Here is a 24,116-nt window from a genome sequence, read left to right on the forward strand (position 1 = left end):
CAGCCATGCTTCCGCCCAACGCAATGTTTATTGCCTATCTAATCGATGGGAATATGTTCGGTCGCATGGAGTCGTCAGACAAAGGAACAATGGCATGTCCATCTTCTCGAGCCATGACGTGAATTCGCCGATCGTCCTCACCGTTCCCGGGCTGGGCGGCTCGGGGCCGTCGCACTGGCAGAGCCTGTGGGAAAGCGCGCGGCCCGATACGCGCCGGGTCGAGCTCGGCATGTGGCACACGCCGCACCGCAACAGCTGGGTGACCAAGCTCGACCAGGCGATCCGCGAGGCCGAAGGGCCGGTGGTGCTGGCCGCGCACAGCCTCGGCTGCCTTGCCGTCGCGTGGTGGTCGGAGCTGGCGGGGCAGACCTATGGCACGCCGGTCGCCGGCGCGCTGCTGGTCGCGCCGGCGGATGTCGATGGCGGCTCGCACGAGGCATTGCGCGCCTTCTCGCCCTCGCCGGCCAAGCCGCTGCCCTTCCCGTCGATCCTGGTGGCGAGTAGCGACGATCCGTGGGTCGGGATCGATCATGCGCGCAATCTGGCGGCAAATTGGGGCAGCGTGTTCGTCGATGCCGGGCCGCAGGGGCATCTTAACGCCGACAGCGATCTCGGCTGGTGGCAGGATGGGCAGGTGCTGCTCGACCGCGTACTCGACGCGGCGTCCGACCGCCGCGGCCGCCATACCCCCGTCGAGGCGCACCGCGTGCTCGCGATCAACGCCACCGACGCGGCGCAGCGCCATTATCTCGGCGCGAGCTGACATGGTTTCCGGGCGGCTCCTGCGCCGCCCGGAATAGCGGCCTTATTTCTTGCCGGCCTTCAGATCGGCGCGCTGCTTGTCGAGTTCGGCCACCCAGCTCTCGGCCAGCATCGGCCCTTTCATCACGACATGCGCGTGATCGGCGACCTTCTCGCGCAGCGCGATGAAGTACATCGGCCCGGTCGGCAGACCCAGCTCGATGCGCTTTTTGGTCATCGCCGCGATCTGCTCGGGCGTCGGCTTGGCGCGCGGCGGCTTGTAGAGCATCACGTCCCAGCCTTCGCCGTCATCGTGGAGGTAGAGGTGCGTCTTGGGCTGACCGCCCGCGGCATTGACCTGATCCCAGATCGCGACGCCGCGGATGAACTCCTCGGTCTTGCCTGGCGCCAGCTTGAACATCTCGAAGGCCGGGGTCGAATAGCCCTCGGGCGTCGGCACCGGATCGGGGTAACGGCTCTGCGCGGTGGCGGCGCTGGTCAGCGCGAGCAGTGCGAACGAAAGTCTCAGGATCATGCGGCCCTCCCTCATTGTCGACATGCGCATGATTTGCCCCGGGCCGCCGTCAGGCAACCCGGGTAATGGGCAGGACAGGGCCTTAGATGGGTAACTTCTACTTGCGCGCCTTCTTCAGGTCGGCGCGCTGCTTGTCGAGTTCGGCGACCCAGCTTTCGGCAAGCACCGGTCCGGTCACCACCAGATGCGCGTGATCGGCGACCCATTGCCGCATCGTCACGAAGAACAGCGGCCCGCCGGCCAGCCCCAGCTCCTTCATCTTTGCTTCCATCGCCGCCTGCTGCGCGGGCGTCGGCGGGGTGCGCGGCGGCTTGTAGAGCATCACATCCCAGCCCTCGCCGTCCTCGTGCAGATAGAGATGCGTCTTGGGCTGGCCGCCGGCGGCGTTGACCTGATCCCAGATCGCCACGCTGCGGATGAAGTCCTCGGTCTTGCCCGGCGCGAGGCGGAACATCTCGAAGGCGGGGTTGGACGATCCGGCCGGTGCGGGCACCGGGTCGGGATAGCGGCTCTGCGCGGTGGCGGCGCCGGTCAGCGCCAGCAGCGCGAGCGAAAGTCTCAACATCATGCGGTTTCCCCTTGTCGGAACGCGCGCATGATCGGCAATGGCAGCCCTCCGGCGCAACCGCCGATCAGGCCAAACACCGGTTTAGACGGTTAAGATCAGGCGCGCGCGCCGCCGGCTGCTTCGTGCTCGTTCCAGCGCAGCGCTTTCAGCACCGTCTCGACGATATGCTCGGCGTTGAGCCGCGCCTCGTCATATTGCAGTTCGGGCTTGTCCTGGTCCTGGAACATGTCGGGCAGCCGCATCGTGCGCAGCTTGAGGCCCGCATCGATCAGCCCCTCGTCGCTCGCCAGCGTCAGCACATGCGCGCCGAGCCCGCCGACCGAATTCTCCTCGATCGTCACCGCGACCTCGTGAGTCGTCAGCAGGCGGCGGATCAGCGCCTCGTCGAGCGGCTTGACGAAGCGCAGATCGGCGACGGTGGTCGACAGCCCGCGCGCATCCAGCGTGTCGGCCGCCTTCATCGCCTCGGCCAGCCGTGTGCCGAGCGACAGGATCGCCACCTTCTTGCCCTCGCGCACCACGCGGCCCTTGCCGATCTCCAGCAATTCCGGCTCGGGCAGGACGACGCCGGTGCCGTTACCGCGCGGATAGCGCAGCGCGATCGGGCCGCTGTCATGCTCGGCGGCGGTGCGCGTCATGTGCACCAGTTCGGCCTCGTCGGCGGGCGCCATCACCACGAAATTGGGCAACGTCGCGAGGTAAGTGACGTCGAAGCTCCCGGCATGCGTCGCGCCGTCCGCACCAACCAGCCCGGCGCGGTCGATCGCGAAGCGCACCGGCAGATTCTGGATCGCCACGTCATGGACGACCTGGTCGTAAGCGCGCTGCAGGAAGGTCGAATAGATCGCGCAGAATGGCCGCATCCCCTGCGCGGCCAGCCCGGCCGCGAAGGTCACCGCATGCTGCTCGGCGATGCCGACATCGAAGGCGCGCTCGGGATGCGCCTTGGCGAACTTGTCGACACCGGTTCCCGACGGCATCGCCGCGGTGATCGCGACGATCCGCTGATCGGTGTCTGCAAGTTTCGCCAGCGTTTCGCCGAACACATTCTGGTAGGATGGCGGCCCCGGCGGCGCCTTGACCTGCGCGCCAGTGATCACGTCGAACTTCTGCACGCCATGATATTTGTCGGCGCTGTTCTCGGCCGGGGCATAGCCCTTGCCCTTCTTGGTCACGACATGGACCAGCACCGGGCCTTCGCGCGCGTCGCGCACATTTTCGAGCACCGGTATCAGGTGATCGAGATTGTGCCCGTCGATCGGGCCGACATAATAGAAGCCGAGTTCCTCGAACAGTGTCCCGCCGGTCACGAGGCCGCGGGCATATTCCTCGGTCTTCGAGGCCGCGCTGTGCACCCGGCGCGAGAGCTTGCGCACCACTTTGCTGGCGAGGCTGCGCAGCCCCATATATTCGGATGAGGAGACGACGCGCGCGAGATAGGCCGACAGCCCGCCGACCGGCGGCGCGATCGACATGTCATTGTCGTTGAGGATGACGATCAGGCGGTTGCCGGCCTGCTCGGCATTGTTCATCGCCTCATAGGCCATGCCGGCGCTCATCGATCCGTCGCCGATCACTGCGATGCCGCGGCCCGGCTTGCCGGCAAGCTTGTTGGCGACCGCAAAGCCCAAAGCGGCCGAGATCGAGGTTGAACTATGCGCCGCGCCGAACGGGTCATATTCGCTCTCGCTGCGCTTGGTGAAGCCAGACAGGCCACCGCCTTGGCGCAGCGTGCGGATGCGATTGCGGCGCCCGGTCAGGATCTTGTGCGGATAGCATTGGTGCCCGACGTCCCACACCAGCCGGTCCTCCGGGGTGTTGAACACAAAGTGGATCGCGACGGTCAGCTCGACCACGCCGAGCCCGGAACCGAGATGCCCGCCGGTGGTGCCGACCGCACTGATCGTCTCGGCGCGCAGTTCGTCGGCCAGCTGGCGGAGCTGGCCGGGCTGGAGCTTGCGCAGGTCGTGAGGCGTGTCGACGGTGTCGAGCAGCGGCGTGTTCGGAAGATCAGCCATCGGTCCGCACTTACTCCAGCACCTTCTTAGTGTCGATTGCTACAACGCCGCTGTGCCACGGCGAGTGCCGCGGGTCATGAGAAAGCGATGAGATTTCGGTGAAAAGCGGCGCTACGCCTCGTCGCAATCGGCGCATTTGCCGCGCACCTCGATCACTGGCCGCACCGGCGAAAAGCCCGCGCCCTTCGCCGCCGACCGCACCGTCTTCGTGATCGAATCGTCATCGAGATGCGTCGTGTTGCCGCACGAGTCGCAGACGAGGAAGATGCAGTCGTGCAGGCAGTCGGGATGCGCGTTGGCGACATAAGCGTTGGCGCTTTCGACCCGCCGCGCGAGGTTCGACGCCACGAACAGGTCGAGGATGCGATAGACGCTGTTGGCGGCGACGCGGCGCCCTTCGCGCTTCGACACCGCCTCGGCGATGTCATAGGCCGAGGCCGGCTTGTCGAACCCGGCCAGTGCCTCGAAGATCGACGCGCGCATCGTCGTCCACTGTTCGCCCGCCTTCTCCAGCGTCGCCTGCGCGGCGTGGGTCAGGTCGTTGCCGTGATGCTCATGATGGTCGTGCGCGTGCATAGCCCAGATGTAGGCTTGCGAGGGGTTCGCAGCAAGTGAAGTCAGTAGGTGGCTCTGCGGTTCAGATCATGTCCCAACGCCAGCACCGACACGCCGATCAGCGTCCAGACGATCTCCTGTCCGCCATGCGGCAGCGTCAGCGCACCGGCCATCATGCCGAGGCCGAATGCGCCGACCGCGGCGGGCATCATGTATCCGTGCATGAAGATGCCGCGGCCCAGCGCGATGATGCCGAACACGATCGCCAGCGCCAGCCCGACCTCATGGATCAGCGGATGCAGCAGCGCGCCCGCCGCGCTCATCAGCGCCAGCAACACGGTGCTCGCCACGCAATGCGCAAGGCACAGGCTCGACAGCCCGATCGCAAAGCGATCGAAGCGCGAATCGACCTGTTCCCAGAATCGGGGGGCGAAGGCGGTGGCCATGCCCGCGATATAGCCCGCTGGGCGTTAAGTTACAATATAACATTGAGGATAACCCCGCTGGCATTTGCGGTTTCCAGCGCATAAACCGCGCCCGTGTCCGAGTTTCGCAATCCCGTGCGCCCGCGCGCCATCGCCAACTGGCTGTTCGCCGTCGCCGCGCTGATCGTTCTGATGGTGATGGTCGGCGGCATCACCCGCCTCACCGAATCCGGTCTGTCGATCACCGAGTGGAAGCTGGTCACCGGCACGCTGCCGCCGCTCGGCGAAGCCGCGTGGCTCGCCGAGTTCGAGAAGTACAAGCGGATTCCCGAATATCAGCAGCTGAACCAGGGCATGACGCTCGAAGCGTTCAAGGGCATCTATTTCTGGGAGTACCTACACCGTCTGATCGGGCGGCTGATCGGCGTCGCTTTCGCGCTGCCCTTGTTGTGGTTCGCGGTTCGCCGCGCGATTCCCAAGGGCTATGGATGGCGGCTGACCGCGCTGCTCGTGCTCGGCGGGCTGCAGGGCGTGATCGGCTGGTGGATGGTCACCTCGGGACTCGCCCAGCGCACCGACGTCAGCCATTTCAGGCTCGCCGCGCATCTGCTGCTGGCGCTGTTCATCCTCGCGGCGCTGGTGTGGACCGCGCTCGATCTGCGCGCGCTCGCCCGCGATCCGGCCTGTCGTCCGGCGTGGCTGACCGGGGTCGGCGCGCTGGCCGGCGCGATCCTGTTCGTCCAGCTGGTATTCGGCGCGTTCACCGCGGGGCTCAACGCCGGTCTCGTCACCGATCAATGGCCGTTGATGAACGGCAAGTTCTTCCCTTCCGAAGTGCTCGCCGTCCGTCCGCTGCTCGATGCGGTGCTCAACGATCCGGCGATGATCCACTGGATCCATCGCTGGTGGGCGTGGGTCGCCGTCGCGGCGCTGGTCGTGCTCGCGCGCCGGGCGAAAGCAGCAGGCGACCGCCGCGCTTCGATCGCGATCCACAGTGCGTTCGGCATCCAGATCCTGCTCGGCATCGCCACCGTCATGAGCGGGGTCGAGATCCACACCGCCGTGCTCCACCAGACCGTCGGCGCGCTCGTCGTCGCCGCGACGGCATGGGGCGCTCATTCGATAGGCCGCCGCAAATGAGCGATATCGCGCTGCTCCACGTCACCTTCGCCGACGCCGCCGAAGCCGAGCGGATCGGGCGGACGATGGTCGAGGAACGGCTTGCCGCCTGCGTCAACCTGCTGGGGCCGTGCAGCTCGATCTACCGCTGGCAGGACAAGGTCGAGACCGCCACCGAGCATCGCGCGCTGTTCAAGACCACGCCCGAGCTCGCCCGCGAGCTGGCCGACCGCGTCGCGGCATTGCACAGCTATGAGCTGCCTGCGATCGAGATCTGGCCCGTCGCCGGTGGCGATGCGATCGCGGCCTGGGTGGACGATTCGACGCGTTGATCGCCGCATTCGTCCCTGCGGCGTCAGCCGCTATCACACTCGCCGCGCAGGCGCTGGCCGCCAGCTTCGCTCCGCCGCTCGACACGCCGATACGCGTCGTTGCCGAAGCGGTGCGCACCGACAGCGGCGTCACGCGCCGCTTCGTCAGCGCCAAGCGCGTCGTCTTCCGCCGTGACGGCGCCGGGTTCCGCGCGGAGGTGACGGTCGAGCCGAGCGCGCCGAGCGGCTCTGACGACGATCCCGCCGCGATGTTCATTGCTGGCATGGCGCGGCTCGCCGCGCGCACGCTCGTCTTCCAGCTCGATGCGCAGGGCCGTGTCACCGGCATGACCGATCAGGCCGCGGCGTGGCAGGCGATGCTCGACGGCCTCGCCGCGCTCTCCCCGCCGGGCGAGGCTGCGGATCGGGTTCGGGCAGCCCGCGCGCGCGCCGTGGTGGATATGTTCGCCCAGCTTCCACCCGAGCGCCAGCGCGCGATGCTCGCCTCGATGCTGGTGCCGCTGATCGCTGCCGACATCGCCGCGGAAGGGGCGGGGCCGCCGCGCGCGGTGCGCGTGCCCGCGGCCTCGGCCTTCGGCACGGCGCAGCTCGACGGCCTGCGCGCGGTGCGCGACGATCGCGGCCTGCTGGAAGTGTCGGTCAGCGCGACCGGTCCGGTCTCGGTCAAGGGGCCGGCTGGCGTGGCCGCGGGCACAATGACGCTCGAAACCCTCCGCCGCGTTGATCCGCGCACCGGGCTGCTGATCTCGAGTGAAGAGGCCGTGCGCACCGTATTGCCCGACGGATCGCTGGCATCGGAACGGGTGACGGTGACGCGCGTGGCGCGTTAGGGTATCATGATACCCGTCAGCAAAGCCGCCATTTGCTTGACTTTCGACTCGCTTTTCGCCAATTGGCCGCCGTTCACGCCGCTCCGCATGGGGCGGCGTCACTCGTTCAAAAAGGTCTGGCCCCATGAAGGCGCTGATGAAGACCACCAAGTCGGTGAAGCCGGCCGAGGTGGAGAAGAAGTGGCATATCGTCGATGCCGAAGGTCTGGTCGTCGGCCGCGCCGCGGTCGTGATCGCCAATGTGCTGCGCGGCAAGCACAAGACGAGCTTCACCCCGCATGTGGATTGCGGTGACAATGTCATCGTCATCAACGCCGACAAGGTGAAGTTCACCGGCAAGAAGCTGGCCGACAAGGTCTATTACAAGCACACTGGCTATGCCGGCGGCATCAAGGAAATCACCGCCGCCAAGGTGCTCGAGGGCCGCTTCCCCGAGCGCGTGCTGGAAAAGGCCGTCGAGCGCATGATCCCGCGCGGCCCGCTGGGCCGTCAGCAGATGCGCAACCTGCGCATCTTCAAGGGCGCCGAGCATCCGCATGCCGCACAGAACCCCGAGGTCCTCGATATCGCGGGCATGAACCGCAAGAACAAGGTGGGCGCATAATGTCCGACAACCGCCAGTCCCTTTCCGATCTCGGCAACCTCGCCGCCGGTGAAGCCGCAGCCGCGCCTGCTGGCGAGATCGCCAGCGCCGACGCCTATCTCGCCGGCGCGCCGGTCGTGTCGACCACGCCGCTGCGCCAGCAGGAGCTCGATGCTTACGGCCGCGCCTATGCGACCGGCCGCCGCAAGGACGCTGTCGCCCGCGTGTGGATCAAGCCCGGCTCGGGCAAGATCACGATCAACGGCCGCGACCAGGAAATCTATTTCGCGCGTCCGACGCTGCGTCTCGTCATCAACCAGCCGTTCGGCGTCGCCGAGCGTGACGGCCAGTATGACGTGATCTGCACCGTCAAGGGCGGCGGGCTTTCGGGCCAGGCCGGCGCGGTCAAGCATGGCATCGCCCAGGCGCTGACCAAGTACGAGCCGGTGCTGCGCGCGCCGGTCAAGGCTGCCGGGTTCCTTACCCGCGACAGCCGCGCGGTCGAGCGCAAGAAGTATGGCAAGGCCAAGGCCCGCCGCAGCTTCCAGTTCTCGAAGCGCTGATCCTACCCGGATCGGGGATATCGAAAGGGCGGTCCCGCAAGGGGCCGCCCTTTTTCTCATGAATCTGCGCCAAACTGTTGCCGAAGCGCATCTGTGGCCGCGAAATTGGAAACGAAAGTAACAATCTAGGGCTTGACGTTACGCCGCAAGGCCATAGCCTCCGTTCATCGACAGCAGGCCACGACAGGCCGCGTCACGCCAAGGGGGTTTGTCATGAATTTCGCACGCAACCAGCGCCGTATCCGCACGTCGCTCTTTCTCTCCGCCGCCGGTCTCGGCCTGACGCTGGCCGCGACGCCCGCACTGGCCGATGAAAGCGACGCACCGCGCCTCGATCTCGGCGCCGCATCGCTCGAGGCGCATGACAGCCGCCCGACCGAGGCGTTCGACATCGCGCAGACGATCAGCGCTGCACCGGCCTCGCAGAGCGGCTTCATCTCGCCGGACGAGGCGGTCGAAACACCGCAGATCACGATCAACAACAACTTCACGCCGGTCGATGCGTATGACCCCACCAACGTCAATGGCGTCGGCCAGCTGATCACCGATGCCGGTGGCGGCTTCATCGGGCTGTGCACCGCATCGCTGATCAATCCGCGCACGATCCTGTTCGCGGCGCACTGCGTGAACACGCGCGCGGCCACCGCCTATGGCGCGGGTTCGGGCGGCGTCGGCGTCGGTATCGGCTTCGAGACCAACACGCGCGCCAACGCGGCCGGCCAGACCGACGAGCTCGTCCGCTGGCTGCTCGGCGGCACCGGCGGCGCCGGGCGGTTCGAAACCAACCGCGCCCAGTCCTTCTACAATATCAGCCAGGTGTTCTACGACCCGCGTTCGCTGGCGCCGGCCTCGTGCACCAGCGCGACCTCGTGCTTCCTCGAGGCCGATGTCGCAACCGCCGTGCTCGATTCGCCGACGCGTGACATCCCGACCTGGGCGCTGCTGTTCTCGCCGCTGCCGACGCCGGGCACGATCAACACCGCGACCGGCACCGGCTATCATGTCAACATCACCGGCTATGGCAGCTTCGGCAACGGCACCACCGGCTCGTCCACCGGCGGCAACTTCCGCCGCCGCGCGGCCGAGAACATGCTGGGCGCGCTGGTCTCGATCAACACGCGAAACCTGTTCCTGTTCGGCACCACTGGCTCGCCGTCGCGTCCGCAACAGCTCTATTTCCTCGATTTCGACGATCCGCGCCGTGGCCAGGCAGGCGCCGATCCCGAGGACTTCAACGGCTTCCGCGACAACGCGCTGACCCGCGAGGGGTTGACCGGTCCGGGTGATTCGGGCGGTCCGCTGATCCTCGACCGCACCTTCTCGAAGCCGGTGGTGATCGGCGTGCTGTCGGGCGGCTCGACCTTCTTCACCGGCCAGCCGGGTGGCAGCTACGGCACGCAGAGCTTCTACCAGCCGCTGTTCCTCTATTGGGACTGGATCGTCGCCAACAACCCCTACCGTTATGTCACGGCGGTCGCGGGCAACCGCAACTGGGAGGATGGCACCGCCTGGGTGACCGAGCTCGATCCCAACTACAACATCATCCTGGGTGGCCAGCTGGTCAACGGCCTGCCGACCAATCTCGGCGGCGCCAATTCGGGCAATGGCCCGCAGTTCGGTGAAATGTGCTTCCAGTCGCCCAGCAACACGCCGACTCCGGTCAGCAACGAGTGCGAGAACATCACCACGGGCGCGGCGCGGAACAATGTTCCAAACGGTTCGAGCGAGTCGAACGCCCCGGCGCTGGCGGGCGTCACCGACAGCAGCGGCATGACGCTGCCGGTCGAAACCGCGCAGGCCGATCCGGGCTATACCGATACGGTCCGTCCTCTGCCGACGATCGCCAACGGCCTGCCCGGCGCGACCAACTTCACGCCGAACAATGTCGACGGCGTCCGCGCCACCGGACAGATCGGCCGCTATTATGACGTGACGCTGCGCAACACCGGTGTGGTGACGCTCAACTCGTCGGTGACGGTCGACCGTTTCTCGATCATGGGCGCGACCTCGCAGCTGACCATCGCCAGCGGCGCCTCGCTCAATAGCTTGATCGAGATCCGCCAGAACACCGGCACGATCGTCAACAACGGCACGCTCGCGTCGCCCGGCGACTATCTCATCTTGTCCGGCCTGCTGACCGGTACCGGCCAGGTCAACGCGCCGTTCACCACCAGCGTGCTGGGCGGCATCGCGCCGGGCACGGTGGGCACCACCGGCACGCTGACCTTCAACGGCAGCCTCGTGCTGTCGTCGGGCTCGCAATATTTGGTCGATCTCGGCGCGAACGGCACGTCCGACCGCATCGTGGTGGCCGGAACCGGGAGCACCGCCAATCTCGGCGGCAATCTGCAAATCTCGTTCTCGGCAGCCACGCTGCGTGGCGGCAACAGCTACACGATCCTGACCGCGACCAGCCGCACCGGCACGTTCAACGCGCCGGCGACGTTCAGCGCGATCCTCACGCCGACGCTGACCTACACGCCGACTTCGGTCATCCTCAACGTGACCGCGGGCAACTATACCAGCGTGGTGCCGTCGTCGAACGCGTCGTCCTTCGCCTATGCCCAGCTCTTCGACGCCAATCGCGGCCGCGCCAGCAGCTATGACGCGCTCTACGGCCCGCTCGACCTGCAGAACGCCGCGACGATCATCGCGACGCTCAACAGCCTCGCGCCGGCGAGCGAATCGACGGTCCAGACGCTCGGTCTGGCCACCGTCGACTCGAATTCGAGCTTCGTCCGCAACCGTCTGCAGCAGCTCGACCCGACCAACCTCGGCGGCACGCTCGCACGCTACGGCCAGCCGGTGCAGGTCGCGGCGCTCGGCTTCTCGCCGGTCGGCAGCCCGACGATCGCCAGCGACATGGCGGCGCCGACGATGCTGCAGGAGGGCGCCCTGCCCGAAACCATGAGCGGTTTCGTGTCGGGCGGCTATCTGACGGGCGACGGGCGCGGCATGACCGGCGTGGTTGCCGGCCGTGACGATTATGACGGCTGGTATGTCGGCGGCGGCATCGAGACTCAGGTCGACGACAATGGCCTGATCGGCTTCGCGTTCAGCTACACCAACCTCGACGGCACGCCGTCCTTCGCCGGCCAGTCGGTCAAGAGCGATGCCTTCCAGGGCACGCTCTACGTCAAGAACGTCAGCGCCAGCGGTCTGACGGTCGAAGGTCAGGTGACCGCGGGCCTGCTCGACACGCGCAGCACCCGCACCGTCAACTTCCTCGGCACGCCCTACACGCTGCGCGGGGACGATCAGGCGCTGATCGTCAGTTCCGAGCTGACCGTCGGACAGGACTTTGGCGGCGATTCGTTCGAAGCGACCCCGCGCGCCGGTGTCCGCATGACGCATATCGGCTTCGGCAGCGCGCTCGAGAGCGGCGGTCCGATGGCGCTCGACCTGCGCCGTCAGGCGTTCGACAGCTTCCAGGGCCGCGCCGGTCTGACGCTGGGCGGCAAGGGCGCGTTCCGTCCCTATGTGACCGGCACCTATGTCCATGAGTTCAACGACCAGCCGGGCTTCGTCCGTGCGAATCTGGTCGGTGGCGCGGGCAATGGCGTGCTGTTCGCGCTGAACGGCGACGACAAGGACTGGGCCGAGATCAGCGGCGGCATCACCTTCCGCACGGGGACGGTCGATCTGTCGCTCGCCGCGGACACGACGCTGTTCCGCGACGACCTGTCGGCGCAGACCTATCGCGGATCGGTCACCTTCCACTTCTGATCGGAAGGTCGCTGAAACAGGAAAGGCCGCCCCTCACCGGGCGGCCTTTTCGGTTTGGAAGACGGAAATATCCTCCCCGTGCCGGAGAGGATATCGGCGTCAGCCCTTCAGCCGATCGGCAAAGCTCTTGCGCAGCTTGTTGAGCTTGGGTGGGATCACCGCAAGGCAATAGGGATTGCGCTGGCCTTCGCCCTCCCAATAATCCTGATGATAGTCCTCGGCTGGATACCAAGGCGCATCGGGCTCGATCGTGGTGACGATCGGCGCCGGCCAACTCGTCTGGTTGCGCTCGATCCCGGCCTTTGCCGCGGCTTCCTGCTCGGGCGACTGTGGAAAGATCGCCGAGCGATATTGCGTGCCGACGTCATTGCCCTGGCGGTTGAGCTGGGTCGGATCGTGCGTCGCGAAGAAGATGTCGAGCAAGTCGCCATAGCTGATCTGCGCCGGATCGAACACGACCTTGATCGCTTCGGCATGGCCGGTCGTACCGCTGCACACCGCCTTGTAGCTCGGATTGTCGACATGCCCGCCGATATAGCCGCTCTCGACCGACCCGACGCCGATCAGGTCCTTGAACACCGCCTCGACACACCAGAAGCAGCCGCCCGCGAAGATTGCGGTTTCGGTAGTCATTCGTCTCAACTCCTTGCTACGCCGCCCAAGATAGGGTTGAGCATCGCGAGCAACTAGAGGTGAGACGAATGCGCGACGGCGCGGTGATGGTGACGGGCGGGGCGGGCTATATCGGCAGCCATGCGGTGCTGGCGCTGCTCGACGCGGGCTGGCGCGTGGTGGTGGTCGACAACCTCGTCACCGGCTTCGACTGGGCGGTCGATCCGCGCGCGAGCCTCGTCGTCGCCAATGTCGCCGACGACGACAGGGTGCGCGAAGCGATCCGCGCGCACGGCGTCACCGCGATCATGCATTTTGCCGGATCGGTGGTGGTGCCCGAATCGGTCAGCGACCCGCTCAAATATTACCGCAACAACACCGCCGCCAGCCGCAGCCTGATCGAGAGCGCGGTGGCGACTGGCGTGCGCCACTTCATCTTCTCCTCGACCGCGGCCACCTATGGCATTCCCGAGGTCGTGCCGGTGCGCGAGGATTCAGCCCAGCTGCCGATCAACCCCTATGGCATGTCGAAGCTGATGACCGAGCATATGCTGCGCGACGTCGCCGTGGCGCATCCGCTCAACTTCGCCGCGCTGCGCTACTTCAACGTCGCCGGTGCTGACCCGGCAGGCCGCTCGGGCCAATCGACCGCCGGCGCCACGCACCTCATCAAGATCGCGGCCGAGGCGGCGACGGGCAAGCGCGGCCATGTCAGCGTGTTCGGCACCGATTTCGCGACGCGCGACGGCACCGGCGTGCGCGACTATATCCATGTCAGCGACCTCGCCGCCGCGCATGTCGACGCGCTCGACTTGCTGATCGCCGATTCCGGCAGAAGCCACTTCCTCAACGCCGGCTATGGCCGTGGCTATTCGGTGCTCGAAGTGCTCGACGCGGTCGATCGCGTGACCAACATGAAGATCGAGCGCCGCATGGAGGGCCGCCGCGCCGGCGACCCCGACGAACTGATCTCGGACAATCGCGCGATCCTCGCCGCGCTCCCGTGGCGCCCGCAGCATGACGATCTCGACCGCATCGTCACCCACGCGCTGGCATGGGAACGCAAGCTGGCCGAACGCACATGATCGAGCTGTTCCTCGCCGCCTTCGCGACCTTGTTCGTGGTGATCGACCCGCCCGGCTGCGCGCCGATCTATGCCGGGCTGACCAAGGGTGCCAACGCGGTTCAGCAGCGCAGCATGGCGATCCGCGCGGTGATGATCGCCAGCGCGATCCTGCTGGTGTTCGCGCTGGTTGGGGAGGTGCTGCTCAAGACGCTCGGCATCAGCCTCAACGCCTTCCGCATCGCCGGCGGCATCATGCTGTTCTTGATCGCGCTCGAAATGGTGTTCGAAAAGCGTCAGGAGCGCCGTGAGGACCGCGCCGAAAAGGTCCGCCAGACCCCCGAGGTCGAGGACGTCTCGGTCTTCCCGATGGCGATGCCGATGATCGCCGGGCCGGGTTCGATCGCCACCACCATGCTGCTCGTCTCGCGCAGCGAGGGGCCGGGCGAGACCGCGGTCGTGTTCGGCGCGCTGATCCTGGTGCTGGTCCTCACGCTGATCGCGCTGCTCGCCGCCGGGCCGCTGATGCGGCTGCTCGGCGCCAAGATCGAATCGGTGATCACCCGCCTGCTCGGCGTGCTGCTCGCGGCGCTGGCGATCCAGTTCGTGATCGACGGGGTGAAGCGCAGCTTCGGGCTCTAACGTCCGTATTCGATACGCCACAGCCGGTAAGGTGCATTCTTCGGCAGCTTCACCGGCGTAAGCCAGTCCGGCACCTTACCCTTCGACAGCTGACCGTAGAATCCGTCGGGCGATCGCGCGCGGTACACCGTCGTCTCGGCCATGTTCGGGCACACCAGCAGATATTGCGCGCCATAGCGCCGCGCGATGCCGCGGAACGCCTCGGGCTTGCCGGTGAAGGCGTGGTGCACGTCGAGGATCGCGCGCTCGTTGCGGTGATACGGCCCGGCAATCCCCTTGTGATGCGTCATCACGATCAGTCGCGGTCCCAGGTCGACATGCGTGAACAGCGCCGAGGGCGGTAAAGTGCGGTCGAGCAGCGACATGCCCGACGCGCTCGCGCAGCGCGCATTGGCGCGATAGACCGCGGCGCGGTTGGACTGCGGCTTGTCGACCTTCACATATTTGACGACAAAGCCGGCGAACAGTCCCGACACCAGCAGGAATGCCGCCACCGCGCCCAGCACGCGCACCGCCATCGAGCTGCGTTCAAGGAACCACGGCACCACGATCCACACCAGCGCGACCGATCCCGGCACGCTCAGCAATTGCGCCGCGCCGCCCGCGCGCACCTGCCATAGCAGCATCATCCCGGCGAAGGCGGTGAACAGCCCGATCGCGACCCACCCAACGAACTCGCCGGCATTCTTCGCGCGCCACGCTGCCACGCCGGCGCCGATCACCCCGATCACCGGCAACACCGCCAGCGGGAAGCCCAGTCGGAAGCTGTGCATATAGATCGGCCGCGCCTCGCGGACATTGTTGAGCCACATCTCCGCCAGCTCGTCCGACACACCCTCGGGCCGCGACAGGCAGTGCGGGAACAGCGCCGCAAAGCCGCCCGCGATCGCCGCGCCCGCCACCGCCGCGCCCGCCAGCCGCATCCCGCGCGACGCCGGGTTGAGCCAGCTCAGCGCGAACAGCAGCACGCCTGCCGCCACCGTCACCGACAGCCACACCGGCGTCAGCGCATCGCATCGCATCGCATAATTGGCGTTCGACGCGAACAGCACGAACCCCGCGGTGCTGCCCCCCGCAAGGCTCAGCGCATAGCCTTGCAGTCGCCGTACCTCGCTGCCGTCCCACACCCAGCGCAGCGTCACGATCGCCCCGGCCATCGCGCAATAGGGCAGGAGCTCCAGCCCGATCGCCAGCGACGCCGCGCTCGACAGCCCGACGGTGATCCCGCCACGCGCGCGCCGCGGGTCGGTCAGCCCCGCCACCGTCACGCTCAGCATGGCCAGCTGCCAGCCATGATGATCGATGCGCAGCGGCATGAACATCAGCAGCGCCGCGCTGCAGCCGAGCAACACGATAACCGCGATCGGCCATGAAGTCGGCGCGACCAGCCGCCGCACCGTCGCTCCCAGCGCCGCCATCGTCACGCTCAACGGCAGCAGCGGTGCGATTCCACACGCCAGCCGCTCGGCCAACGCCGTCCCGACGAACGGCTTGAAGATCAAGATCAGCGCAGCGATCGGCAGATCGACCAGCCGCGACCAGTGGATGTCGAGCCCGCCGGGCGGGCTGAGGCGATATTGCCGCAGGTCGTACCAGCCCTGTCCGGCGAGCAGTCCGCGCACCTGCATCAGTCGCATATTGTCGTCGGTATCGCCGAGCGCGAGGCTCTGGACCGATCCCCAGCGATCCCACAGATACCAGCCGGCGATCACGCCCCACGCCAGCAGCGTCCAGCGCAGCCAGTGGCGGTCGAGCTCGCGCTCCAGATCGAAACCGCCGATACGCTTGGCCAAAACCGCTTCCCCTACAGACAGATGGGCATTAGGGCGGCGCGCGGCTTCAGGGCAACAGGCGTGACGGCACTTATCCAGCGTTTCGGCGAATTACAGCGCAGCGGCGTGCTCGGTCAGCTCGTGCGCTTCGGTATCGCGGGCGTGATCTCGACGCTGATCTACGCGGCGGTCTACATGCCGCTTGCGACCTGGGTGTTTCCGAACCTCGCCGTTGCCGCGGTGCCGTTCGCCTTCGCCGTCGCGGTGACGTGCGGCTTCTTCCTGCACAGCGGCTGGAGCTTCAAGGGCCATGGCACGCGCGACAGCAGCGGGCGCCAGCATCTCAAATTCCTGATCGTGCAGGGCGTCGGCCTCGCGCTCAACGCGGTCTTCACCTGGGTGCTCGCCGACCTGATGCACTATCCCGACTGGGTGCCGCTGATCCCGATCGTGACGATCACGCCGATCGCCACTTTCGCGCTCAACCGGCAATGGGTATTCGGCTGAATGGACCGCATCGTTTACGACCGCATGGCCGAGCATGATTCCACCCATTGGTGGTACGTCGCGCGCCGCGACATCCTCGCCGATTATATCGCCCGCTATGTTCAGCCGCCCCAGGACGCGCGCATCCTGGAGATCGGCTGCGGCACGGGACATAACCTACCGATGCTCGGCGCGTTCGGCGAAGTCGATGCGATCGAGATCGATCCTGCCGCCGGCGCCATCGCCAGCCATCGGCTCGGCAAGCCGGTCGGCAGCGCGCCCTTGCCCGAGCTCGCCGGCGTCGCCGAGGGCCAATATGACCTGATCGCCGTGCTCGACGTGATCGAGCATATCGATGACGATGTCGCCGCGCTGAAGGCGATGGCGAAGCGGCTCAAGCCCGGCGGCAAGATCCTGATCGCCGTCCCCGCGCATCAATGGATGTGGAGCGCGCACGACGTCGTGAACCACCACAAGCGCCGCTATTCCAAGGCGACGCTGACCGGCGCGCTGCGCAAGGCGGGGCTGAGCTGGTCGAAGCTGCGCTGGTTCAACTCGCTGCTATTCCCCGCCGCGGTCGCCGCGCGGCTCGCGGGCAAGCTCAGCGGCAAGGACGACAGCGACGATTCGCCGCCCGCCAAACCGCTCAACTGGGCGTTCGAGAAGATCTTCGGCCTTGAGCGCCATCTGCTCGGCCGCGTGCCGCTGCCGCCCGGCCTGTCGCTAATCGTGGTGGCTGAGCCGAAAACCTAATTGGCGTCCGCCACCGCCAGCAGCGCCGCGTCCATCTGCGCCGTCGCATTGCCGCTGCCCGGCACGTCATTGGCATAGGCGGCAAAGGTTAGCGGCCGCCCGCTCTTGCCCAGCAGATAGCCAGCCAGCGCATTGGTGCCGGTCAGCGATCCGGTCTTGGCGAAGATTCGCCCCTCCAGGCTTGTCCCCTTGAACCGCCGCGCCAGCGTGCCGTCGATGCCGCCCACCGGCAGCGTCTCGCGCCACGCCGCGCCCCACGGCTGTGCGGCGATCCAGCGCAGCAGCATCACCATCCCGCGCGGCGCGACGCGGTTATAGGCCGACATGCCCGAGCCATCGGACAAATCCCATGCGGTGCGCGGTACACCCGCCTTGGCGAACATCGCCTCGGCCTGCCGGATCCCGTCCGCCGCCGAGCCCGTGCCGGTGGCGCGCGACACACGCCGCAACAGCAGTTCGGCGTGCAAATTCTGGCTGACCTTGTTGATCGTGCGGATATCCTCGGCCAGCGGCGGTGGCGCGAGCCGCGCCAACTCACCCGGCGCGCGTGACGGCGGGTCGTAGCGCGAGCCGATCTTGCCCGTCACCTTGACCCGCCGCTCGCGCAGCAGCGCCGCGAACCGCCACGCGGCATAATGCGCCGGATCGTCGATCCCCATCCGCACGATCTGCGGCGGCGCATCGGCGGCGATGGTGCCGGTGAGCCGCACGCGCCGCTCGAACGGCAGGCGGTCGATGGTGAGGTCGGTCTTGCCACCCGCGGCCGTCACCGCGCGATTGTCGATCTCGACATAGCCGAGATGCCGCAGCACCGGCGCCGCGCCCGGCTTGCCCGGCATCACTTCCAGTGCCAGCTCATTGTCGTCGAGGCTGAGCGCGGCGACCGCCGTGCCGGACCGGGTCGGAATGTTGTTCCAGCTCATCCCCAGCGGCCAGCGCTCGTCGGGGAACCAGCCTGCATCGCCGGTCACGTCGCGCACCTGCCGGGTCTGCGCCGCGATCGCGTCGGCGAGCTGCGCGAGGCAGTCGGTCACGCAACCCGGCGCGCTCGACAGCCGGGCGTCACCACGCCCGGTCAGCACCACGTCGCGGCCATCGAGCCGCACGCTCGCGCCGCCTGCGGCATCGGGTGCGTCGAGTTCGGCGAGCGTGGCGTAGGCCAGCGCGGTGGTCACGATCTTGGTATTGGACGCAGGGATGAAGCGCTGGTCTGCATTGACCGCGACGATCTCGCGCCCGCTGGCATCGGCGACGACCAGCCCGAACCGCGTGCCCGCCGGCGCTTGCGCCAGCGTCGCCTCGACCTGGCGTTGCAGGTTCGTTTGCTGCGCCGAAAGCGGCGCGGCCAGCGTCAGCGCGAGAAGGGCGAGCGCGCGCTTCAGAGCAGGGTCGGCGGTTCGGCCGTTTCGGCGTCGCTCGCGACGGGCTTGCGGCGCGGCGCCTTTGCCTTGATCGCGTCAGGTTCGGCGAGCTCGGCACGCGCGGGCGCATGCGGCGACACGGTGACCTCGCCCGAATCGGCATAGCGATAGCCGAGCGAGGCATGGCCCTTCACCGGCCCCGCCACATCGGCGACCAGATAGAGCGGCCGCCGCTTGGACTCGACATAGAGCCGGCCGAGATATTCGCCGATCATCCCCAGCACGAACATCTGCACCGCACCGAGGAACACGACCACCAGCATGGTCGAGGTCCAGCCCTGCACCGCGCTGCCCATCAACCAGCCGATGACGATGTAGAGGAACAGCAGCACCGACAGCCCCGTCAGTGCTAGTCCCGCGTGACTGGCAAAGCGCAGCGGCGCGGTCGAGAAGCCGGTCACCGCGTCGAGCGCGAAGCGGATCATCTTGGCGAGCGGATATTTGGTCTCGCCGGCATGGCGTTCGTGCCGGTCATAGACGAACGGCACCTGGCGGAAGCCGACCCAGGCGACCATGCCGCGGATGAAGCGCGCCTGTTCTGGCAGCGACAGGAACGCGTCGAGCGCGCGCCGCGTCATCAGCCGGAAGTCGCCGGTGTCGAGCGGGATCGGCGTGTCGGTGATACGATCGAGCATGCGGTAGAAGAAGGCGGCGGTGACCTTTTTGAAGAACGTCTCGCCCTCGCGCTTGCGCCGCACCGCATAGACCACATCGGCGCCCTGCTCGCGCAGCGTCGCGCGCATGTCGCTGAGCAGCTCGGGCGGGTCCTGAAGATCGGCGTCGATGATCAGGATTTCCTCGCCCGCGCACAGGTCGAGTCCGGCGGTCAGGGCGAGCTGATGGCCATGGTTGCGCGAGAGGTTGATCGCGACCAGCCGCGGATCGCTGGCCGACAGCCGCTGCATCACGGCCCAGCTGCCGTCGCGCGAGCCGTCATTGACCAGCACGATCTCATAGTCGTCGCCGACCGTGGCGCGCGCGGCGGCGGAAACCCGGCCGTGCAGCATTTCGAGGCAGGCTTCCTCGTTATAGCACGGGATGACGACCGACAGCTTTGGACGTTGCATGGGCCGAATCCTTAGCGTGCCGCCGGGCAAAGGTCATGCGGCTTTTCACACGACGAGCCATGGCTGCAAAATACGCTATTGCAAATCATTCTCAATTCATCGATGAAGGTTTCGACGGTTCCCACGACCCTCCGGCACCCCATGTGCCGACGCCTAAGCCCGCCCCGGTCTCAGCCCCCGGGGCGGGCGATTTTATTGGATCTGTATTTAGCCCCTCCCCTGAAGGGGAGGGGCTTAATGTTCTCAAACGCCAGCCACCTTCCGCGCGTCCTCTTCCACCAGCCGCTCCAAAATCGTCAGCGGCACCGCGCCACGCCGGATCACCTCGTGAAAGCGCTTGAGGTCGAACCTGGTCCCGGCAATCGCTTGCGCCTTTTTCCGCGCGCGCACCCAGCTGGTATGCCCGATCTTGTAGCTGCACGCCTGCCCCGGCTGGGTGCAATAGCGCTCGACCTCGCGCTGCGAGCGCGGGCGGGCGAAGCCGACCGTCTCGACCATGTAATCGGTCGCCTGTTCGCGGCTCCAGCGCTTGGCGTGAATGCCGGTGTCGATCACCAGCCGCGCCGCGCGGAACAGGAAGGACTGGAGGTAGCCCGCGCGTTCGAGATCGCTGGCATAGGCCCCCAGTTCGTCGGCGACCTGCTCGGCATAGAGCGCCCAGCCTTCGCTATACGCGCCGAAGAAGCTGAACTTGCGGATCATCGGGCCTTCCGCCGCCTGCGCCGCGCTGATCTGAAGGTGATGGCCGGGCAGCCCCTCATGATAGGTCAACGAGGGCAGGGTGTATTTCGGCCAGTCGCCGACGCTCTTGAGGTTGATCCAGTAGATCGCCGGGCGCGAGCCATCGAGCGCGGCGCGGTGATAATAGCCGTTCGACGCGCCGTCCTGAATCTCGACCGGCACGGCGCGGATTTCGAGCGGCGCCTTGGTCGGATCGGTGAACATGCGCGGCAGCAGCGCCGCCACCTTGGCATTGTCGGCGTTGAGCGACTTGATCAGCTCGGTCCGCCCCGCGGCGGTGTCGGGCCAGAGCTGGTCGGGCCGCTGGTTGAGCGCGGTCAGCCGCGCGCCGACCGACCCTTGCGTCAGCCCCTGCGCCTTGAGGATGGTATCGAGCTGCGCGCTGATCGCGGCGACTTCCTCTAGTCCGATCTTGTGCACTTCATCCGGCGTGAAGTTGGTGGTGGTCGCCTGCGCCAGCGCGGCGGCGTAGATCGCATCGCCCTGCGGCACGTCCCACACGCCCGCGGTCTTGCGCGCGTTTGCCCGCTGCGCCTTGATCAGTGCGATCTGCCGGTCGAGCGCAGGGTAGAGCGACGTCTCGATGATCTTCGCCGCGCGCGAGCCCCAGTCGCCGGCGATGCCCTTGGCCGCGGTGCGCTGTGCCAGCGACTTGGCCATGCTGTTGTCGATTGCCGCGGGTGCACGGAGCTTGGCCATTTGCTCGAGTGTCAGGTCGAGCGAGAAGCCGGGCGCGAGCACGCCGCGCTTGCCGAGCTCGGCCTGTTCGCGCGTGTTGTGGTCGAGCGCCTGTCCGACCTGAGCCAGCCGCGACAACAGCGCCTCGGTATCGTCCCTGGTCGCGATCGTGTGCGTCGTGTTGAGGAAATCGGGCATCGCGAAATAGACGCCGCCCTGCTGGAAGATCGCGAACGGCCGCATCACCGAATCGAGCTTGAACCGGTCGCGCGGCAACAATTGCGCCTTGGTCGAATAGATCACGACCTCGCGGTCGAGCTTCGAGCCTTCGGACAGCGTCGCCGGATCGACCGCTTCGATCCGCGCCAACCCCGCCTTGGTCTCGGCATGCGCCGCGGCTTCGGCGGCGGGCGACCGGTCGTCGAGCTTGCCCTTGGCCGCCGCGTTCGCTCCCTTGTCGAAGCCGATTTGCGTGGCGCTCTCGGGCGAGCGTGCGATCGCTTTCATCAGCACGTCGTTGAAGATCGCGTTGAGCCCGGCATCGCCCGGCCCGGCGGCGGGCTTGGCCTGAAGCGCGAGGGCAGGCGTGCCCGCCAGCGCGGCAGTCGCGGCGCCCGAGGCGAGAAAAATGCGGCGGTCCATGCAGCGTCCTTTCAAGGTGTGCTGTCAGACTAGCGCACCCGCCGCGTCGCGCAAGAAAGTTTCAGATGATATCGAGCGTCAAACCCGCTCGGCCGAACTCACCGCGTCCGCTGCGCGCAAAGCCGCCACCAGCTTCATCAGATGCGCCGCGTCGCGCACTTCGAGGTCGATCATGTTGGTGTGGAAGGTCGTGTCGCGCGTGTCGAAGCGGATGTTGAGAATGTTCGCCTTGTGCTGGCCGAGCAGAGTCGCGACCGCGCCCAGCGCGCCGGGCTCGTTCTTCACCGTCACCGCGATCCGCGCCGTGCCGCCCTCGGCCTTGTCGCCCCAGCCGATGTCGAGCCAGTCGTCGTCCTCGACCGCATCGAGCTTAGGGCAGCTGATCTGGTGCACCTCAATCGGGGCGTCGGGGTGGCGCACGCCGACGATGCGGTCGCCCGGGATCGGGTGGCAGCACGGCGAGAGCGTGAAGGTCACCCCCGGCGTCAGCCCCTTGATCGAGATCGGCTCGCGCGGCCCGGTCAGCTCGACCGCATCGTCCCCCGTGGTCGATCCCGGCATCAGGGCTTCCATGACCTGCGCGTCGGTCAGCTTCTGCCGCGCGATCGCTTCGAGCAGCGCCTCGGCATCGTCGAGCTTGAGGCGCTTGAGCGCCGCGCCCTGCGCTTCCTTGCCGATCTCGACGGGCAAGCGGCGGACGATATCGTCATAGAGCTTGCGGCCGAGCGCCAGCGTCTCGTCGCGTTCCTTGTGGCGAAGATGGCGTCGGATCGCGGCGCGCGCCTTTCCCGTGATCGCGAAATTGAGCCAATTGTCCTGCGGATGCTGCGCCTTCGACCGCAGGATGGTCACCTGATCGCCCTGCGCGATCTCGGTGCGCAGCGGCACCACGCGCCCGTTGATCTTCGCGCCCACCGCCTGATCGCCGAGATTGGAGTGCACCGCATAGGCGAAGTCGATCGGCGTCGCGCCCTTGGGCAGCTGGATCAGCTCGCCCTTGGGGGAAAAGGCGAAGATCCGATCCTGATACATCGCCATGCGGGTGTGTTCGAGCAGCTCCTCGGCGGTGTCCGCGGTTTCGAGGATCTCGACCAGATCCTGAATCCAGCGCACCTGCGTGTCGGGGCGCACCACATCCTGCTTGTACGCCCAGTGCGCGGCGAGCCCGAACTCGGCTTGCGCGTGCATCGCCTGGGTGCGGATCTGGATCTCGACGCGCGTGTCGCCGGCATGGATGATGCTGGTGTGCAGCGAGCGATAGCCGTTGCGCTTGGGGGTCGAGATGTAATCCTTGAACCGCCCCGGCACCATCGGCCAGCGGCGGTGGACCACGCCCAGCGCGCGATAGCATTCCTCCTCGGTGCCGACGATCACGCGGAACGCCATGATGTCCGACAGCTGCTCGAAGCTGACATGCCGCTCCGACATCTTCTTCCAGATCGAATAAGGGTGCTTCTCGCGCCCCGAGACATCCGCCTCGATCCCGCCGCGCGACAGCAGCAGCTTCAGCCCCGATCCGATCTTGGCGATGCGGTCCTCGCCCTCGACCTTGAGCTGGTCGAGCCGCTTGGTGATCGACTCATACGCCTCGGGTTCGAGCTGCTGGAAGGCGAGCGTCTGCATCTCCTTCATGAACTCGTACATGCCGATCCGCTCGGCGAGCGGGGCATAGATGTCCATCGTCTCGCGCGCGATCCGCCGCCGTTTGTCGGGCTTGGGGATGTGATGCAGCGTGCGCATGTTGTGCAGCCGGTCGGCGAGCTTGACCAGCAGCACGCGGATGTCGTCCGACATCGCCAGCAGGAACTTGCGCAGATTCTCCGCTGCGCGTTCGCTCTCGGTCTGCGCCTCGATCTTGGAGAGCTTGGTCACCCCGTCGACCAGCCGCGCCACGCTCGGCCCGAACTTGGCGAGGATCTCCTCGGGCGTCGCCACCGTGTCCTCGATCGTGTCGTGCAGGATCGCGGTGGCGATCGTCTCGTCGTCGAGATGCAGGTCGGTCAGGATGCCCGCCACCTCGATCGGATGGCTGAAATAGGGGTCGCCGCTGGCTCGCTTCTGGCTGCCATGCGCGTGCATCGAAAAGACATAGGCGCGATTGAGCAGCGCCTCATCGGCGTCGGGATCGTAGCTCAGGACCCGATCGACAAGCTCATATTGACGCAGCACCGGTCCAAGATGGTGCCGGACCCTGCTGCTTTGCAATAAGTTTCACGTCAAAACGGGCACCGATGGCGCCGATGC

22 protein-coding genes are annotated in these 24,116 nt (G+C 66.9%); 11 read left to right on the plus strand and 11 right to left on the minus strand.

Going from position 1 to position 24,116, the window contains the following annotated elements; all coding sequences use genetic code 11:
• Positions 1–94 precede the first annotated feature (94 nt).
• Positions 95–763: an RBBP9/YdeN family alpha/beta hydrolase gene (locus M9978_RS04800; RefSeq protein ID WP_254291842.1), complete on the plus strand. Its 669-nt coding sequence runs from the start codon at positions 95–97 to the stop codon at positions 761–763.
• Between the two features lie 42 nt (positions 764–805).
• On the opposite strand, the gene M9978_RS04805 is transcribed toward M9978_RS04800, so the two are convergent.
• From M9978_RS04805 to M9978_RS04825, 5 genes are all read right to left on the minus strand, one after another.
• A complete protein-coding gene (locus M9978_RS04805; protein ID WP_254291843.1) occupies positions 806–1,276 on the minus strand; it encodes a hypothetical protein in 471 nt (156 codons plus the stop codon).
• 97 nt (positions 1,277–1,373) lie between these two features.
• Positions 1,374–1,844, minus strand: a complete 471-nt coding sequence (locus M9978_RS04810) for a hypothetical protein (RefSeq protein WP_254291844.1) — start codon at positions 1,842–1,844, stop codon at positions 1,374–1,376.
• A 95-nt stretch (positions 1,845–1,939) separates the two neighbouring features.
• Positions 1,940–3,862 carry a 1-deoxy-D-xylulose-5-phosphate synthase gene (gene dxs, locus M9978_RS04815; RefSeq protein WP_254291845.1) on the minus strand — a complete coding sequence of 641 codons (1,923 nt, stop codon included), beginning with the start codon at positions 3,860–3,862 and terminating at the stop codon, positions 1,940–1,942.
• Positions 3,863–3,973: 111 nt separating this feature from the next.
• A complete protein-coding gene (locus M9978_RS04820) occupies positions 3,974–4,438 on the minus strand; it encodes a Fur family transcriptional regulator (RefSeq protein ID WP_254291846.1) in 465 nt (154 codons plus the stop codon).
• Positions 4,439–4,479: 41 nt separating this feature from the next.
• Positions 4,480–4,863 (minus strand): MerC domain-containing protein, encoded by a 384-nt coding sequence (locus M9978_RS04825; RefSeq protein WP_254291847.1) that lies wholly within the window; start codon positions 4,861–4,863, stop codon positions 4,480–4,482.
• Between the two features lie 93 nt (positions 4,864–4,956).
• On the opposite strand from M9978_RS04825, the gene M9978_RS04830 reads away from it, so the two are divergent.
• From M9978_RS04830 to M9978_RS04855, 6 genes are all read left to right on the plus strand, one after another.
• A complete protein-coding gene (locus tag M9978_RS04830) occupies positions 4,957–5,982 on the plus strand; it encodes a COX15/CtaA family protein (protein ID WP_367305044.1) in 1,026 nt (341 codons plus the stop codon).
• On the plus strand, positions 5,979–6,293 hold the full coding sequence (cutA, locus tag M9978_RS04835; RefSeq protein ID WP_254291848.1) for a divalent-cation tolerance protein CutA: 315 nt from the start codon (positions 5,979–5,981) through the stop codon (positions 6,291–6,293). Before M9978_RS04830 ends, cutA begins: the two co-directional genes overlap by 4 nt.
• Positions 6,290–7,123: a hypothetical protein gene (locus tag M9978_RS04840; protein WP_254291849.1), complete on the plus strand. Its 834-nt coding sequence runs from the start codon at positions 6,290–6,292 to the stop codon at positions 7,121–7,123. The genes cutA and M9978_RS04840 overlap by 4 nt, the downstream gene beginning before the upstream one ends.
• 124 nt (positions 7,124–7,247) lie before the next feature.
• Entirely contained in the window at positions 7,248–7,727 is a 480-nt protein-coding gene (gene rplM / locus M9978_RS04845) for a 50S ribosomal protein L13 (protein ID WP_254291850.1), read from the plus strand.
• Positions 7,727–8,269: a 30S ribosomal protein S9 gene (rpsI, locus tag M9978_RS04850; RefSeq protein ID WP_254291851.1), complete on the plus strand. Its 543-nt coding sequence runs from the start codon at positions 7,727–7,729 to the stop codon at positions 8,267–8,269. Before rplM ends, rpsI begins: the two co-directional genes overlap by 1 nt.
• Before the next feature lie 213 nt (positions 8,270–8,482).
• Entirely contained in the window at positions 8,483–11,995 is a 3,513-nt protein-coding gene (locus tag M9978_RS04855; RefSeq protein ID WP_254291852.1) for an autotransporter domain-containing protein, read from the plus strand.
• Between the two features lie 99 nt (positions 11,996–12,094).
• Here the strand turns inward: M9978_RS04855 and msrA are convergent, their stop codons facing one another.
• Positions 12,095–12,628, minus strand: coding sequence for a peptide-methionine (S)-S-oxide reductase MsrA (msrA, locus tag M9978_RS04860; protein ID WP_254291853.1), 534 nt, complete (start codon positions 12,626–12,628; stop codon positions 12,095–12,097).
• A 68-nt stretch (positions 12,629–12,696) separates the two neighbouring features.
• Here msrA and galE point away from each other — a divergent pair, with 68 nt between their 5' ends.
• Both galE and M9978_RS04870 read left to right on the plus strand, forming a co-directional pair.
• Positions 12,697–13,692, plus strand: coding sequence for a UDP-glucose 4-epimerase GalE (gene galE / locus M9978_RS04865; protein ID WP_254291854.1), 996 nt, complete (start codon positions 12,697–12,699; stop codon positions 13,690–13,692).
• Positions 13,689–14,312 carry a MarC family protein gene (locus tag M9978_RS04870; RefSeq protein WP_254291855.1) on the plus strand — a complete coding sequence of 208 codons (624 nt, stop codon included), beginning with the start codon at positions 13,689–13,691 and terminating at the stop codon, positions 14,310–14,312. The genes galE and M9978_RS04870 overlap by 4 nt, the downstream gene beginning before the upstream one ends.
• On the opposite strand, the gene M9978_RS04875 is transcribed toward M9978_RS04870, so the two are convergent.
• The gene (locus M9978_RS04875; RefSeq protein WP_254291856.1) at positions 14,309–16,105 is read right to left on the minus strand and encodes an AcrB/AcrD/AcrF family protein; all 1,797 of its coding nucleotides are present in this window, start codon (positions 16,103–16,105) and stop codon (positions 14,309–14,311) included. The two genes, M9978_RS04870 and M9978_RS04875, sit on opposite strands and share 4 nt — an antisense overlap.
• A gap of 60 nt (positions 16,106–16,165) precedes the next feature.
• Here M9978_RS04875 and M9978_RS04880 point away from each other — a divergent pair, with 60 nt between their 5' ends.
• On the plus strand, positions 16,166–16,591 hold the full coding sequence (locus M9978_RS04880; protein ID WP_254291857.1) for a GtrA family protein: 426 nt from the start codon (positions 16,166–16,168) through the stop codon (positions 16,589–16,591).
• Entirely contained in the window at positions 16,592–17,323 is a 732-nt protein-coding gene (locus tag M9978_RS04885; protein WP_254291858.1) for a class I SAM-dependent methyltransferase, read from the plus strand.
• On the opposite strand, the gene dacB is transcribed toward M9978_RS04885, so the two are convergent.
• The 4 genes from dacB to M9978_RS04905 form a co-directional block, all read right to left on the minus strand.
• Entirely contained in the window at positions 17,320–18,705 is a 1,386-nt protein-coding gene (gene dacB, locus M9978_RS04890) for a D-alanyl-D-alanine carboxypeptidase/D-alanyl-D-alanine endopeptidase (RefSeq protein ID WP_254292162.1), read from the minus strand. The two genes, M9978_RS04885 and dacB, sit on opposite strands and share 4 nt — an antisense overlap.
• Positions 18,702–19,811, minus strand: coding sequence for a glycosyltransferase family 2 protein (locus M9978_RS04895; RefSeq protein WP_254291859.1), 1,110 nt, complete (start codon positions 19,809–19,811; stop codon positions 18,702–18,704). The genes dacB and M9978_RS04895 overlap by 4 nt, the downstream gene beginning before the upstream one ends.
• A 243-nt stretch (positions 19,812–20,054) precedes the next feature.
• A complete protein-coding gene (locus M9978_RS04900; RefSeq protein WP_254291860.1) occupies positions 20,055–21,872 on the minus strand; it encodes a DUF885 domain-containing protein in 1,818 nt (605 codons plus the stop codon).
• A 78-nt stretch (positions 21,873–21,950) separates the two neighbouring features.
• Positions 21,951–24,041, minus strand: a complete 2,091-nt coding sequence (locus tag M9978_RS04905; RefSeq protein ID WP_254291861.1) for a RelA/SpoT family protein — start codon at positions 24,039–24,041, stop codon at positions 21,951–21,953.
• Between the last annotated feature and the right edge of the window lie 75 nt (positions 24,042–24,116).

The sequence above is a fragment of the Sphingomonas tagetis genome (genome assembly GCF_024211275.1).
GTDB lineage: Bacteria > Pseudomonadota > Alphaproteobacteria > Sphingomonadales > Sphingomonadaceae > Sphingomonas > Sphingomonas tagetis.